The organism is Insolitispirillum peregrinum (genome assembly GCF_900156605.1).
GTDB classification, from domain to species: domain Bacteria; phylum Pseudomonadota; class Alphaproteobacteria; order Rhodospirillales; family Rhodospirillaceae; genus Insolitispirillum; species Insolitispirillum peregrinum.
The window spans coordinates 403,903-419,172 of the sequence record NZ_FTOA01000005.1; the positions used below are offsets into that span (position 1 = coordinate 403,903).

At 60.4% G+C, this 15,270-nt stretch carries 12 protein-coding genes; 9 read left to right on the forward strand and 3 right to left on the reverse strand.

Annotated elements, in window-relative coordinates:
* Nucleotides 1-31 precede the first annotated feature (31 nt).
* Both BW995_RS15205 and mazG read right to left on the reverse strand, forming a co-directional pair.
* The gene (locus BW995_RS15205) at nt 32-490 is read right to left on the reverse strand and encodes a thermonuclease family protein (RefSeq protein ID WP_076401240.1); all 459 of its coding nucleotides are present in this window, start codon (nt 488-490) and stop codon (nt 32-34) included.
* Between the two features lie 64 nt (nt 491-554).
* Nucleotides 555-1,367: a nucleoside triphosphate pyrophosphohydrolase gene (gene mazG, locus BW995_RS15210; protein WP_281251141.1), complete on the reverse strand. Its 813-nt coding sequence runs from the start codon at nt 1,365-1,367 to the stop codon at nt 555-557.
* A gap of 433 nt (nt 1,368-1,800) precedes the next feature.
* On the opposite strand from mazG, the gene BW995_RS15215 reads away from it, so the two are divergent.
* On the forward strand, nt 1,801-2,181 hold the full coding sequence (locus tag BW995_RS15215; protein ID WP_076401241.1) for a DUF4170 domain-containing protein: 381 nt from the start codon (nt 1,801-1,803) through the stop codon (nt 2,179-2,181).
* 276 nt (nt 2,182-2,457) lie between these two features.
* On the opposite strand, the gene uvrA is transcribed toward BW995_RS15215, so the two are convergent.
* Complete coding sequence (gene uvrA, locus BW995_RS15220; protein WP_076401242.1) at nt 2,458-5,292, reverse strand: excinuclease ABC subunit UvrA; 2,835 nt, start codon at nt 5,290-5,292, stop codon at nt 2,458-2,460.
* Nucleotides 5,293-5,679: 387 nt separating this feature from the next.
* Between uvrA and BW995_RS15225 the strand changes: the two genes are divergently transcribed.
* From BW995_RS15225 to gyrA, 8 genes are all read left to right on the forward strand, one after another.
* A complete protein-coding gene (locus BW995_RS15225; protein ID WP_076401243.1) occupies nt 5,680-6,594 on the forward strand; it encodes a branched-chain amino acid ABC transporter permease in 915 nt (304 codons plus the stop codon).
* A 4-nt stretch (nt 6,595-6,598) separates the two neighbouring features.
* Nucleotides 6,599-7,936 carry a high-affinity branched-chain amino acid ABC transporter permease LivM gene (gene livM, locus BW995_RS15230; RefSeq protein WP_076401244.1) on the forward strand — a complete coding sequence of 446 codons (1,338 nt, stop codon included), beginning with the start codon at nt 6,599-6,601 and terminating at the stop codon, nt 7,934-7,936.
* Complete coding sequence (locus BW995_RS15235) at nt 7,936-8,826, forward strand: ABC transporter ATP-binding protein (RefSeq protein WP_076401245.1); 891 nt, start codon at nt 7,936-7,938, stop codon at nt 8,824-8,826. The genes livM and BW995_RS15235 overlap by 1 nt, the downstream gene beginning before the upstream one ends.
* Entirely contained in the window at nt 8,826-9,539 is a 714-nt protein-coding gene (locus tag BW995_RS15240) for an ABC transporter ATP-binding protein (RefSeq protein WP_076401246.1), read from the forward strand. The genes BW995_RS15235 and BW995_RS15240 overlap by 1 nt, the downstream gene beginning before the upstream one ends.
* A complete protein-coding gene (locus tag BW995_RS15245; protein ID WP_076401247.1) occupies nt 9,539-9,889 on the forward strand; it encodes a DUF6867 family protein in 351 nt (116 codons plus the stop codon). Before BW995_RS15240 ends, BW995_RS15245 begins: the two co-directional genes overlap by 1 nt.
* Nucleotides 9,890-10,165: 276 nt before the next feature.
* The gene (locus BW995_RS15250; RefSeq protein WP_076401248.1) at nt 10,166-11,278 is read left to right on the forward strand and encodes a branched-chain amino acid ABC transporter substrate-binding protein; all 1,113 of its coding nucleotides are present in this window, start codon (nt 10,166-10,168) and stop codon (nt 11,276-11,278) included.
* 187 nt (nt 11,279-11,465) lie between these two features.
* Nucleotides 11,466-12,071 carry a single-stranded DNA-binding protein gene (gene ssb, locus BW995_RS15255; RefSeq protein ID WP_076401249.1) on the forward strand — a complete coding sequence of 202 codons (606 nt, stop codon included), beginning with the start codon at nt 11,466-11,468 and terminating at the stop codon, nt 12,069-12,071.
* Between the two features lie 475 nt (nt 12,072-12,546).
* The gene (gene gyrA / locus BW995_RS15260) at nt 12,547-15,267 is read left to right on the forward strand and encodes a DNA gyrase subunit A (protein WP_139332957.1); all 2,721 of its coding nucleotides are present in this window, start codon (nt 12,547-12,549) and stop codon (nt 15,265-15,267) included.
* Nucleotides 15,268-15,270 lie beyond the last annotated feature (3 nt).

The following is a 15,270-nucleotide window of genomic DNA, read 5'->3' on the forward strand; positions in this document are numbered from 1 at the left end:
GATGAGAGTAAACATCCAGCCCTGTCACTGGTTACTTCTTGCGGAAATCCGACGGCTTTTCAAAACGGGTGGCCCAGATCCCCGCTTTGGCCAGACGGGCTTCTCCTTCTTCCTGTTTGTAGTCATTGGTCCAGTAACTGAGCGCCCAGCCCCGGCGGACCATTTCGCGGTTCAGGTCGGTGTCGCCAACAAAGCAGCGCCCGACCAGCCGCCCATAACGGTCGGTGTCGACAATGTCGCAGGTGACGGTTTTGCGCTTGACCATCTCGGTCAGGATCAATGTTGCCTGCTTGCCGCAGGAACTGGGAATGATCAGCCAGCGCATGCAGGTCTGGCGCTTTTCCGGGGCATCAATGCCAATCAGCCGGATGTGCTTTTTGCGGATGACCACGGTGTCACCATCAATGACCCGGGCCGTGCCCGAGACGGTTGCGGCCATCGCAGGCAAAGGCAACAGGCACAGGCTGAGCAGAACGAGCAGGACGCGCATGGGGATTCCGTTTCGGGTAAGTAGAGAAGAGCCGGGCGGCCAGCAACCGCCGCTGCCGATGGTGCTACGGCTTTTCCAGACGCTTGGCATCTTTCCACAGGGCTTCCATTTCGGCCAGAGTGGCCTGATCCGGGGTCTTTCCCTGCTGGCCCAGTCCCTGTTCGACCAGTCGAAAACGGCGGTCAAACTTGCGGTTGGTGCTGCGCAGGGCACCTTCGGGGTCGATACCGACCTTGCGGGCCAGATTGACCACCGAGAACAACAGATCGCCAATTTCATCACGCAGGCGGCTGGCATTGGGATGGTCGCCATGGAGCACTTGCGTTTCGATGGTGTTGCCAAGCTCGGCTTGCACTTCGGCCAGTTCTTCCTCGATTTTCCCCACCACATCGGCAGCCCGTTCCCAGTCAAAGCCGACGCGGGCGGCGCGGTTTTGCAGTTTCAGGGCGCGGGTCATGGCTGGCAGGGCGGTCGATACCCCATCAAGAGCACTGACCGGAGTCGCGCTGTCTTTGGCTTTGGCTTCGCGCTCGGCGGCTTTCAGGGTCTCCCAGGCGACGGTTTGTTCCGAGGCGGTGGCAACCGAGGTGTCGCCAAAGACGTGCGGGTGACGACGGACCAGCTTGTCACAGATGGCGGCGGCGACATCCTGAAAGCCAAAGCTGCCTTCTTCGCTGGCAATCTGGCTGTGAAAGACCACTTGCAGCAACAGGTCGCCCAGTTCGTCTTTCAGGGCGTGACGGTCGTCGGCCTCGATGGCTTCGGCAACCTCATAGGCCTCTTCGATGGTGTGTGGGGCGATGGTGGCAAAGGTTTGTTCGATGTCCCACGGGCAGCCGGTTTCCGGGGTGCGCAGTTGACGCATCAGGTCCAACAATTGTGCAAGGACAACAGATGCCGATTCGGAGCCGCTATCGACTGGGGTTGTTGCCGATGTAACGGTCCTGGTCGATGGTGACCGGGGTGCATCAGGGGGGATGGTCATCGGTATTTGGTCCTGCGGTATGGGAAAAAAGAAGGTCTGCTATGCGTTGTCTGCGATTTTTCTGCCGGGGCAGGGGTGTTTTGGTGTGCTTTTTTTGAGCGTGGGCCAGAGGAAACCGCTATTGCGGCCAAAAAACAAGCATGCTACCCATAAGGATGGATTCGGGCCCACCCGTGGGGGCGGGTAGTTCCCATTTGCTGCGCTACAGCGTATAACAGCTGCATCAGGTACGGGCCATCGCAGGGTGTGCTTCTGTGAACCGTGATTGGCAGGGGTATCGTCTGGGCTGTATCTGTTTCGTCATTTGACTGGGGAATGCAACGCGATGAGCGAGAAGATGTTTTATGTTGTTGGTGGTGAGTACGCCGATACCGGGTTCACGACCCCGGCAGTGGATAAAGAGCTGGAAGTTCACGGCCCCTTCCCGCAAGCGGAAGCTTATGCGTTCTGGCGCAACATCACCAGCAAGACCATCGACAACGCCATGGTTCGGTACACCGTAAAGGCCGCCGACGAGGTCAAGGTGCAGGAGTATTTCGTCGTTGGCGGCGAATACGCCGATCCGTCGTTCAGCGTGCTGGCGGGTGGCAAGGATGCCGAGGTCTATGGCCCGTTCGACCATGCTCAGGCCCTGACTTTCTGGCGCGACATCACCGGGCGGACCGTTGACAGCTGCCTGCATCGCTATGTGATCGAAGCCCGCTGATCTGCGGCTGGCGGTCTCGGACTGGCGGGGGGATGGTCTGGTTGGGCCATCCCCCCGTTGTTTTTGCGGGCCGTGAGCCTTGAACGTGATGCCACAGTCTCCGACAGTTGAGAAACAAGGAGGTGGAGCGCTGCTCCACACCTCGCCGGGGCCTTGAGGCCCCGGACCCCCATTCCTTTGATCATAAAAGAAAAAATGGGGGTTTGGGGAATTATCCCCCAAGCGGTTCAGGCGGCAGCCTGCTCTTGCTTCCTTACTGTCGTGTCCTGTGACGGCTCACTGCTCCAGGCCCAGATAGGGGCGCAGGTAATAGCCGGTATGGCTGCCTGCGGTGCGGGCAACCTGTTCCGGCGTGCCGGCTGCCACCACCTGACCGCCGCCTGATCCGCCTTCCGGGCCCATGTCGATGATCCAGTCGGCAGCCTTGATCACCTCCAGATTGTGCTCGATCACCACCACGCTGTTGCCCTGATCGACCAGTGCCTGCAGCACTTCCAGCAACTTGCGGACGTCCTCAAAGTGCAGGCCGGTGGTTGGTTCGTCCAGAATGTACAGGGTGCGGCCGGTGGCGCGGCGGGACAGTTCCTTGGACAGCTTGACGCGCTGGGCTTCGCCGCCGGACAGGGTGGTGGCTTGCTGCCCAAGATGGACATAGCCCAGACCGACACGTTTCAGCAGTTCCAGTTTGTCGCGGATCGCCGGGACCGCCTGGAAAAACTCGGCGCCGTCTTCGACGGTCATGTCGAGCACGTCGGCAATCGACTTGTTGCGATAGGTGACTTCCAGCGTTTCGCGGTTATAGCGTTTGCCCTTGCAGGCGTCGCAGGTGACGTAGACGTCGGGCAGGAAGTGCATCTCGATCTTGATCACCCCGTCACCCTGACAGGCTTCGCAGCGGCCACCCTTGACGTTGAAGCTGAAGCGGCCCGGCTTGTAGCCACGGGTCTGCGCTTCCGGCAGGGCTGAAAACCACTCGCGGATCGGGGTGAAGGCACCGGTATAGGTCACCGGGTTGGAGCGCGGCGTGCGGCCAATCGGTGACTGGTCGATATCGACGATCTTGTCGATATGCTCGATACCCTCGATGCCGTCATGCGGACCGGGATGTTCACGCGCGCCGTTCAACTGGCGCGCCAGACCCTTGTACAGGGTTTCAATCACCAGTGACGACTTGCCGCCGCCCGAGACGCCGGTGACGCAGGTCATGGTGCCCAGCGGAATATCCACCGTCACGTTGGCCAGATTGTTGGCACGCGCACCGACCACGCGGATGGTCTTGCCATTGCCGGGGCGGCGGCTGGTGGGCAGAGGGATGCTGCGTTTGCCGGTCAGATACTGGCCGGTCAGGCTGTCCGGGCTGGCCATCACTTCGGCGGGGGTGCCGCAGGCAACCACCGTGCCGCCGTGGCTGCCTGCGCCTGGCCCCATATCGACCAGATAGTCGGCAGAGCGAATGGCGTCTTCATCGTGTTCGACCACGATGACGGTGTTGCCCAGATCACGCAGGCGCTTGAGGGTGGCCAGCAGGCGGTCGTTGTCGCGCTGGTGCAGGCCGATCGAGGGTTCATCCAGCACGTACAGCACGCCGGTCAGGCCGGAGCCGATCTGCGAGGCCAGCCGGATGCGCTGGCTTTCCCCACCGGACAGGGTGCCCGAGGTGCGTGACAGCGACAGATAATCAAGGCCGACGTTGTTCAGAAAGCCGAGGCGCTCGTTGATTTCCTTCAGGATGCGCGAGGCGATTTCCTGATGTTTCGGCGAAAGCTGCTGGTCGAGGTGCGAGAACCAGTGCAGGGCGTCGGCAATCGACAGGTCGGAAATCTCGGCAATGTCCTTGCTGCCGACACGCACGGCCAGCGCTTCGGGCTTCAGGCGTTTGCCGCTGCAACTGGGGCAGGGGGTGCTGGACTGATAGCGCGACAGGTCTTCGCGGACGTTCGGGCTGTCGGTTTCCCGCCAGCGGCGGCTGGTGTTGGGGATCACGCCTTCGAACGGCTTTTCGACGGTGAAGGTGCGACGACCGTCGTGATAGGTCATCTCGATCTCTTCTTTCCCCGATCCGTACAGCAGGGCGTGCTGAATGTCGGCAGGGATATCCTGCCACGGGGTATCGAGCGAAATCTTGTAGTGCGCAGCGACGCTTTCGAGTGCCTGCAGATAATAGGGCGACGGCTGGCCTGCCGACGACCATGGCGCCAGCGCCCCTTGCAGCAATGATTTGCGCGGATCAGGGACCACCAGCTCGGGGTCAAAGTGCATCCGCACCCCCAGCCCGTCACAATCCGGGCAGGCGCCGAACGGATTGTTGAAGGAAAACAGGCGGGGTTCGATTTCGTCGATGGTAAAGCCCGAAACCGGGCAGGCAAACTTGGCGGAAAAAATGGTCCGCTCTTCGCTGGTGACATCCTCGATGATCGCCAGCCCGTCGGTCAGGGCCAGAGCCTGCTCAAAGGAATCGGCAAGGCGGCTTTGCAGGCCATCCTTGATCACCAGACGGTCAACCACCACTTCAATATCGTGTTTGACCTTTTTGTTCAGCGCAGGCACTTCGTCGATCAGGTGCAGGGTGCCGTCAACCTTGACCCGCTGGAAGCCCTTTTTTTGCAGCTCGGCCAGTTCCTTGCGGTACTCGCCCTTGCGGCCGCGCACAATGGGGGCCAGCAGATAGAGGCGGCTGCCTTCGGGCAGGTCCATCACCCGGTCAACCATCTGGCTGACGGTCTGGGCCTCGATCGGCAGGCCGGTGGCGGGGGAATAGGGAATGCCGACCCGCGCCCACAGCAGGCGCATGTAGTCGTGGATTTCAGTGACGGTGCCAACCGTCGAGCGCGGATTGCGCGAGGTGGTTTTCTGCTCGATCGAAATGGCCGGTGACAGGCCTTCGATGGAATCGACATCAGGCTTTTGCATCAGTTCAAGGAACTGGCGGGCATAGGCCGACAGTGATTCCACATAGCGGCGCTGGCCTTCGGCATAGATGGTATCAAAGGCCAGCGACGATTTGCCCGAACCGGACAGGCCGGTGATCACCACCAGCTTGTCACGGGGCAAGGTGACGTCGATGCTTTTGAGATTATGCTCGCGGGCGCCGCGCACGCGGATGTCTTGCATGGTCCGTATCCTTTGATGGCCGTCGGTCGGGGTGGTCCAGACGTGCTGCCCATAGATAAGAGCGATGGTTCGCCATAGCCATAGCAGCTTGCAGTGCAAAAATCGAGATCAAAGGGGGAACATGATCACACAGGGCGGCGTATACTATATGCTGCAATGACCAACCCTTTAGAGTAGGTGTTACTTAACGTTATTTTTGGGGTGCAAAAATGACAGGCAGTATGACAGAATAATGTCTCTTTTCGGGTGCCCAAAACAGTGAGTTATGCGGCTTGACAGAGAGGGTGTCTGGGGTAGGCTCGGAGGGCGTGGTTCAGGGCCGGGAGGGTCGTCGAGCCTCCCGTTCATGGCTTTATAGACATAACAATCAAGTCTCTAGGGGGTAGGGTGGCCTACTTTCTCCAACAGCTTATCAACGGGCTGACGCTTGGCTCCATTTATGGCCTGATCGCCATCGGTTACACGATGGTGTACGGGATCATCGGGATGATCAATTTCGCCCATGGCGAGATTTACATGATCGGTGCCTTCATTTCCGTGATCACCTTTCTGGTGCTGGGGGAGCTGGGTATCAGCTATATCCCGCTGGCGCTGGTGGTGGTGCTGTTGTGCACCATGGTGCTCACCGGGGTGTGGGGGTGGACTGTCGAGCGCATCGCCTATCGTCCTTTGCGTGGTTCGTTCCGTCTGGCTCCGCTGATTTCTGCCATCGGCATGTCGATTGCCCTGCAGAACGGTGTGCAGGTCAGTCAGGGCGCCCGCGTAAAACCCATTCAACCCATCATTCAGGGTGGTTTGACCCTGTTCCATCAGGGCGATTTTGATGTCGTCGTCAGCTATCTGCAGATTTTCATTCTGGTGCTGACGGTGGCCCTGATGATTGGTTTCACCTGGCTGATCACCAGGACGTCGCTGGGACGCCAACAGCGCGCCTGTGAACAGGACCGGACCATGGCTGGTCTGGTCGGGGTGAACGTTGACCGCACCATTTCAATGACCTTTGTCATGGGGGCTGTGCTGGCCTCGGTGGCGGGTCTGATGGTGACCCTGCAATACGGGGTGATCGACTTCTATATCGGCTTCCTGGCCGGGATGAAGGCGTTTACCGCCGCCGTGCTGGGGGGCATTGGCTCTCTGCCCGGTGCGATGCTGGGCGGTCTGCTGATCGGTCTGATCGAATCGTTCTGGTCGGCTTATTTCACCATCGAGTACAAGGACGTTGCGACCTTCGGGATTCTCGTTCTGGTGCTGATCTTCCGGCCTACCGGCCTGCTCGGCAAACCCGAAGTGGAAAAGGTGTAAGGCCATGACAGTACAAGTAAAAGATACTTCTGCTGCCACGGCACCGAACGTGCTGTTCCCTGCGCTCAAGGAAGCCTTCATTGCATCGCTGCTGATCGTTGCCCTCGGTCTGCCGCTGTTGGGGCTGAAGGCTGACAATCAGGGGCCGGATCTGGTGCTGACCAAGCGCTGGGACCTGCTGGGCATCGCTGTGGCGGTGATGTTCGTCGGGCGCTTTGTTCTGGCGTTTCTGCGCGGTCAAAAGGCGGCCCGTCAGGGTGGTCTGCCGCAGGAAAAGAAAAAGTCCGGGGACAACTCGATTGCGCGCCTGCTGAACCAGAATGCCAAGGTTCTGGGTCTGCTGGGCCTGCTGTGCGCGATTTTGATGCCGTTCGTCATTCCCGATGCCAATGCCCGCTATGTGATCTTCATCAGCACCACCTTCATGATTTACATCATGCTGGGCTGGGGCCTGAATATTGTGGTGGGTCTGGCTGGTCTGCTCGATCTGGGCTATGTGGCGTTCTATGCGGTGGGGGCCTATTCCTACGCGTTGATCGCCACGCACTTTGGCTGGTCGTTCTGGATTTGTCTGCCGCTGGCCGGTCTGTTTGCCGCTTTCTTCGGGGTGGTGCTGGGCTTCCCGGTGCTGCGTCTGCGCGGTGACTATCTGGCGATTGTCACCCTCGGGTTCGGGGAAATCATTCGCGTGATCCTGATCAACTGGGGTCCGGTGACCGGCGGCCCGAACGGGATCGGCGGCATTCCGGCCATTTCGTTCTTCGGGATCGAGTTTTCGCGCGGCGAAGGTGGCTTTGCCAGTGATTTCGGGCTGGAATACAGCTCGATGCACAAAATCATCTTCCTGTACTTCGTCATTCTCGGGATGGCAGTTCTGACCAACCTGTTCACCCAGAGAATGCGCAAGCTGCCCGCCGGGCGGGCGTGGGAAGCCCTGCGCGAAGATGAAATTGCCTGCCGCTCGCTGGGGATCAACCCGACCAACATCAAACTGTCGGCTTTTGCGCTGGGGGCGATGTTTGGTGGCTTTGCCGGGTCGTTCTTTTCGGTGCGTGCCGGGTTCATCAGCCCGGAAAGCTTTACCTTTATTGAATCGGCAGTGATTCTGGCCATCGTCGTGCTGGGCGGCATGGGGAGCCAGATGGGGGTGGTGATGGCTGCGGCCCTGATCGTCCTGCTGCCGGAAACGTTCCGTCAGTTCGCGGAATACCGCATGCTGGCCTTTGGGGTGGCGATGGTTCTGATCATGGTATGGCGTCCGCGCGGGCTGCTGGCGTTCCGTGAACCGACCATTCGTCTGCACCCGAAAGACCATCAGGCTTCGGTGAAGGAGGCTGCATAATGGTGTTCCAGAGCTTGGCGCGTCCGACCGATGTCAAGGTGCCGTCGGACGCCCTGATGGAAGTCGAGCATCTGACGATGCGTTTCGGTGGACTGACCGCCATCGATGACCTGTCGTTCACGGCCCGCAAAAAAGAAATCACCGCCATCATCGGCCCGAACGGTGCTGGCAAGACCACGGTGTTCAACTGCCTGACCGGTTTTTACAAGCCGACCGTTGGCCGGTTGACCCTGGTCCATCCGCAAAAGGGCATCCACCTGCTGGAACGGATGGAAGGCTTCCGTATCGCCCAGCAGGCGAATGTGGCGCGTACCTTCCAGAACATTCGTCTGTTCCCGCAGATGACGGTGCTGGAAAACCTGATCGTGGCCCAGCACAACGCCTTGATGAAGGCTTCGGCCTTTTCCCTGGCGGGCCTGACCTTCCTGCCGCGCTACTCCAGTGCCGAAAAGGAAGCGGTGGAGCTGGCAAAGTACTGGCTGAACAAGGTCGGTCTGTATGACCGCGCCGACTGGGAAGCCGGGAACCTGCCCTATGGTGACCAGCGTCGGCTGGAAATCTGCCGTGCGATGTGCATCCGTCCGGTCCTGCTGTGTCTGGACGAACCTGCCGCCGGTCTGAACCCGCGTGAATCCCTGCAGCTGAACGACCTGCTGCTGGGCATTCGCGAGAGTGAGGGCGTCGGCATCCTGCTGATCGAGCATGACATGAGCGTGGTGATGGAAATTTCCGACCACATCGTCGTGCTGGACCATGGTCGCAAGATTTCTGACGGGACGCCGGAGTTTGTCCGCAACGACCCGACGGTGATCAAGGCGTACCTGGGCGAAGAAGAAGACGAAGAGCTGCCCACCGAGGTGGCTCAGGATCTGGCAGGAGGAGCGGCCTGATGCTTGAGGTTCGCGGCGTACATACCTTCTATGGCCAGATCGAAGCCCTGAAGGGGATCGACGTTACGGTCAACGAAGGGGAGATCGTGACTCTGATCGGCTCCAACGGGGCCGGAAAGACCACGCTGTTGATGACCATCTGCGGCAGCCCGCGGGCCGCCAAGGGGACCATCACCTTTGAAGGGCGTGACATCACCCGCATGCCGACCCACCATCTGGTGGGCACCGGCATTGCGCAGTCACCGGAAGGCCGGCGCATTTTCCCGCGCATGACCGTCTATGAAAACTTGCAGATGGGGGCCTTGCGCACCGATCCCAAGTATTTCAAGCAAGACCTGGACATGGTTTACAGCCTGTTCCCCCGTTTGCAGGAACGTCAGGAACAGCGCGGTGGCACCCTGTCCGGCGGTGAACAGCAGATGCTGGCCATCGGGCGCGCCCTGATGAGCCGTCCGCGTCTGTTGCTGCTCGACGAGCCGTCCCTCGGGCTGGCTCCGATGGTGGTGCGGCAGATTTTTGACGTGATCAAGGAAATCAACCGTCGGGACAAGATGACGGTGTTCCTGGTCGAACAGAATGCCTTTCACGCCCTGAAGCTGGCGCACCGGGCCTATGTGATGGTCAACGGTGTGATCACCCTGCAGGGGTCCGGGCAGGAACTGCTGGCCAACCCGGAAATCCGGGCGGCCTATCTGGAAGGGGGATCGCACTAATGGAGCATGTCAACCTTCTGGGCGGCAATCTGCTGACCTTCATCCTGTTTACCGGGATTGCGGGCGGCTGGCTGGCGTTCATGACCGGCAACGCGCTGGCGGCGACGTGGCGTCCGCTGTGGCAGGCCATTCCCTATGCTGTTCTGCTGGGTGCGGCGGAACGGTTTTTCAACTATGCCCTGTTCCGTGGGGATTTGCTGTCGTTCAGCGGCTTCCTGATTGATACGGCATTGTTGATGTTGATCGCGGTTGGATCCTATCGCGTGACCCTGTCGCGCAAGATGGTTCTGCAATATCCGTGGCATTACGAGCGCGCCGGCCTGTTCGGCTGGCGGGCCAAGGGTCGGTAACGGCCTGTCGGGACCGGCCGTGCACAGACTTTCATCACGGTCGGTCCCTGCATCTTTTTGATGCGGGTTTTGTTGATAAAGCCTTGTTTTTCCAGACGCATTGCGTCACACTGTTGAAACAGTGCTTCACGGGCTGGGGGGTGTGCAGGGCGCTGAAAATCATATATCCGGTTGCATTTCCTTTCCGGAAAACGCCCGCATTTTCCTGCCATCCTTGCTTGTCCATTCCCCGCTGCGGGGATGACCGATCTTTATCGAATCTAGGGAGAGCATCGTATGGGTACGCTTAAGACTGGACTGCTTGCTGCCGCTGCCACCGTCGCCCTGTTTGCCGCTGGCTCTGCCAACGCCGAGATCGTGATTGCGACCGCTGGCCCGATGACCGGCCCCTACGCCGCCTTTGGCGAGCAGATGAAGAAGGGCGCCGAAATGGCCGTCAAGGACATCAACGCCGCTGGCGGTGTCCTGGGCGAAAAGCTGAAGCTGGAAGTCGGTGACGATGCCTGTGACCCGAAGCAGGCCGTGGCCGTTGCCAACCAGTTCGTTAACCAGGGCGTGAAATTCGTCGCCGGTCACTTCTGCTCCGGCTCGTCGATCCCGGCGTCGGCGGTGTACAACGAAGAAGGCATCGTCCAGATTTCGCCCGCTTCGACCAACCCGAAGCTGACCGAACAGAACTTCCCGCTGGTGTTCCGTACCTGTGGCCGCGATGACCAGCAGGGCATCGTTGCCGGCAAGTACATTGCTGACCACTTCAAGGGCAAGAAGATCGCCATCGTCCACGACAAGCAGGCCTATTCCAAGGGTCTGGCGGACGAAACCAAGAAGACCCTCAACGGTCTGGGCATCACCGAAGTGATCTATGAAACCATCACTCCGGGTGAAAAGGACTACTCGGCGCTGGTGACCAAGCTGAAGCAGGCTGGCATCGAAGTCCTGTATTACGGTGGTTACCACACCGAAGCCGGCCTGATCGCGCGCCAGATGCGCGAGCAGAGCATGACCAGCACCCTGATCTCGGGTGATGCCCTGGTGACCGACGAATACTGGTCGATCACCGGCGAAGCCGGCAACGGCACCCTGATGACCTTCGGCCCGGACCCGCGCAAGTCGGAAGCCGCCTCGAAGGTGGTCGCCGAGTTCCGCAAGGACGGCTATGAGCCGGAAGGCTACACCATGTACACTTATGGTGCCATCCAGGCTTACGTGCAGGCCATTGCCGCTGCCAAGAGCACCGAAGGCGCCAAGGTGGCTGCCGCCCTGAAGAGCGGCACCTTTGATACCGTTCTGGGCAAGTTCAACTTCGATGCCAAGGGTGACGTCACGGCTCCGGGGTACGTGATGTACTCCTGGAAGGGCGGCAAGTACGGCTACGCCTCTGAAATGTAAGCTGTTTGCCGCTATCGGTAATCGCTTGCGACCGGAAAGCGCCCAGGGGGAAACCTCTGGGCGTTCTCTTTTTGGTGCCGTGCAATGTGGGCTGTCCTTGAGATTTTTCCGCCAACCTTCTACAGTCCGCGCCAGTGGCAGGGCATCGTCCCTGCAGAGACGAGGCTTTTAGTGGAGTGGTCATCCTATGGCTGGCAGCGTAAACAAGGTAATCCTGATTGGGAACCTCGGGCGTGATCCCGAAGTGCGGACCACTCAGAACGGCGGCAAGATTGTCAACTTCACGCTGGCAACGTCGGAAACGTGGAAAGACCGCCAGAGCGGCGAGCGGCGTGAAAAGACCGAATGGCACCGGGTGGCGGTGTTCAACCCCAATCTGGCCGACATTGCCGAGCGATACCTGCGCAAAGGCTCGAAGGTCTATGTCGAAGGTGCCCTGCAGACCCGCAAGTGGACCGATCAGAGCGGGCAGGAACGCTATACCACCGAAGTCGTGCTGCAGAACTTCCGTGGCGAGCTGACCCTGCTGGACGGTCGTCCGGGGGCTGGTGGCGGCGCTGATGCCGGTGGCTATGGCGATGCGGGCTATGGCGGTGACATGGGCGGTTCGGGCAGCAGCACAGGCGGCGGTTATGGCGGCGGCAGCTATGGCGGCGGCGGCGGTGGCTTTGGCGGTGGTGCAGCCTCGGGCGGGACGCGTCCGGCGGCTGGTGGCGGCGGTCGCTCGTCTGCTGGCGGTTCGGGCTGGGATGCTCCGCCTCCGATGGATCTGGACGACGAAATTCCGTTCTGACGAAAACAGATGGGCGGTGGCGCAGCTTATTTTTGCGCCACCGCCATTTCTTTGGGCTTCTGGTGAATTTCTCCTGCATAGTCGATTGATTTCATTCGGATAAATATCCATTCGGCGAAAGCTGAAAAAACCCGGCCTCCGGCGTCTGCACGGTTGTTCCGGGGTGGGGCGCATGGTACATTTTGCAGCCCCTTTCAGGGGGTGCGGTGCGGGGAGTCTCTCTGCCGTCCGCCAGTTTTGCTATCCGTGACCGAGGCCGTTTTCTGACGGATTTTTCTCTGGTCTGCTGTCCCCCGGCCGGTGTGCCGGATTGTCTGGTTACGCATGCCCCGCATGGGGGTGCGGTCAGCCCGTCCGCTTGCCATATCGCGCCATAGAACCCGAGCTATCAGCCTTGACCGATACGCCCCTTACTCCGCCAGCACTGCCGACCCCTTCGGATCAGGACATCACCCCGGTAACCATCGAAGACGAGATGAAGCGCTCGTACCTCGACTATGCCATGAGCGTGATTGTCTCCCGCGCGCTGCCCGATGTGCGCGATGGCCTGAAGCCGGTGCACCGCCGTATCCTGTACGCGATGAAGGAGGGCGGCTACGACTTCAACAAGCCGTATAAAAAGTCGGCCCGTATCGTCGGGGACGTGATGGGTAAGTATCACCCGCACGGCGACAGCGCGATCTATGATGCCATGGTTCGCATGGCGCAGGATTTTTCCATGCGCCTGCCACTGATCGACGGTCAGGGGAACTTTGGCTCGATGGACGGCGACCCGCCGGCCGCCATGCGGTATACCGAAGCCCGCATGGCCCGGACGGCGCATTCCCTGCTGGATGACATCGACAAGGAAACGGTCAACTTTCAGGCCAACTATGACGAAAGCACCCTCGAGCCGGTGGTGCTGCCTGCCCGCTTCCCCAACCTGCTGGTCAACGGCGCAGGCGGGATTGCGGTGGGGATGGCCACCAACATTCCGCCGCACAATCTGGGCGAAGTGATTGATGCCTGCTGTGCATTGATCGATACCCCGGACCTGAGCGAAGACGAGGTGATGCGCATCATCCCCGGTCCGGATTTCCCGACCGGCGGCATCATTCTGGGTCGTGGCGGCATCCGCTCGGCCTATACCACCGGACGCGGCTCGATCATCCTGCGCGGCAAGGCGGAAATCGAAGAAATCCGTGCCGGGCGCGAAGCGATCGTCGTTACCGAAGTGCCCTATCAGGTCAACAAGGCCTCGATGATCGAAAAGATCGCCGAGCTGGTGCGCGACAAGCGCATCGAAGGCATCTCGGACATCCGCGATGAGTCTGACCGTCGCGGCGTGCGGGTGGTGGTCGAAATCAAGCGCGATGCGGTGCCCGAGGTGGTGCTGAACCAGCTGTACCGCTTTACCCCGCTGCAAACCTCGTTTGGCGTCAACATGCTGGCGATCAACGGTGGTCGCCCGGAAATGATGCGCCTGCGGGAGATCCTGCGGGCCTTCATCGCTTTCCGCGAAGATGTCATCCGCCGCCGGACCATCTATGAACTGGGCAAGTCACGCGAACGGGCCCATGTGTTGGTCGGTCTGGGGATTGCGGTTGCCAATCTGGACGACGTGATTTCGCTGATCCGCTCGGCACCCGATCCGCAGACGGCCCGCGAACAATTGATGGGTCGCGACTGGCCGGCGGCGGACATGCAGCCGCTGATCGAGCTGATCGCCGACCCGGAATATCAGGTGGTGGACTCCCGCTATCGACTGTCGGAGGCTCAGGCCCGAGCCATTCTGGAACTGCGCCTGCACCGCCTGACCGGTCTGGAGCGCGACAAGATTCACGAAGAATTGCGCGGGATCGGCGGGGATATCGAGGAATTCCTGCACATTCTCGGCTCGCACGACCGCCTGTATGAAATTCTGCGCGGCGAACTGGTGGAAATGCGTGACGCCTACGCCACGCCGCGCCGGACCGCCCTCGAAGAGTCCGAGTTTGAACACGACATCGAAGACCTGATTGCCCGCGAAGACATGGTGGTGACGGTGACCAACACCGGCTACATCAAGCGCGTGCCGCTATCGACCTATCGCGCCCAAAAGCGTGGCGGCAAGGGCCGCAGCGGGATGGCGACCAAGGAAGAAGACTTCGTTACCTCGCTGTTCATCGCCAACACCCATTCTCCGATGCTGTTCTTCTCCACCTCGGGGATGGTCTACAAGATGAAGGTCTATCGCCTGCCGCTGGGGACACCCACCAGCCGTGGCAAGGCGCTGGTCAACCTGCTGCCGATTCAGGAAGGCGAAACCATCGCCACCGTGATGGCTCTGCCGGAGGATGAGGAAAGCTGGAGCAACCTGCATGTGATGTTCTCGACCTCCACCGGGAATGTTCGCCGCAACCTGCTGTCGGATTTCACCAACGTGATGTCGAACGGCAAGATCGCGATGAAGCTGGAAGAGGGCGGCGAGCGTCTGGTGGGTGTTGCCACCTGTACCCAGGATGACGACGTGATGCTGTCTACCCGTGGCGGCAAGTGCATTCGCTTCCCGGTTGGTGATGTGCGCGTGTTCGCGGGCCGGACCTCGACCGGCGTGCGCGGCATCAGGCTGGCTGACAGCGATGAAGTGATCTCGATGTCGATCCTGCGCCACGTCGAGTTTTCGATCGAAGAGCGGGCCGCCTATCTGCGGATGGCAGCGCAGGCGCGCCGGACCGAAGGGGCTGACAGCGAAGAACTGTTCTCGGCTGAGGATGGCGACGCTCCGGCGGCGCTGCTGGATGCCGAAACCTTCCAGCGCTTTGCCGAGCTGGACCAGTTCATTCTGACCATCACCGAAAACGGCTTTGGCAAGCGCACCTCGGCCTATGAATACCGGGTGACTGGTCGCGGCGGTCAGGGTTTTGCCAACATCGAAATGACCGAACGCAATGGTGCCGTCGTGGCGTCGTTCCCGATCGGGCACAGCGACCAGATCATGCTGATTTCCAACGGTGGTCAGTTGATCCGTATGGGTGTTAACGACGTGCGTATTGCGGGCCGCAAGACGCAGGGGGTGACCCTGTTCCGCACGGCTTCGGACGAAAAGGTTGTCTCGGCAGCATGGATGCCCGAGATGGGGGATGATGACGCTGCGGATGCCGAACTGGCAGACGGGCAGGCGGCGGATGCTCAGGCAGCGGGGGAACCGACTGCCGCAAGCTCTGACGCAGAATAGGGG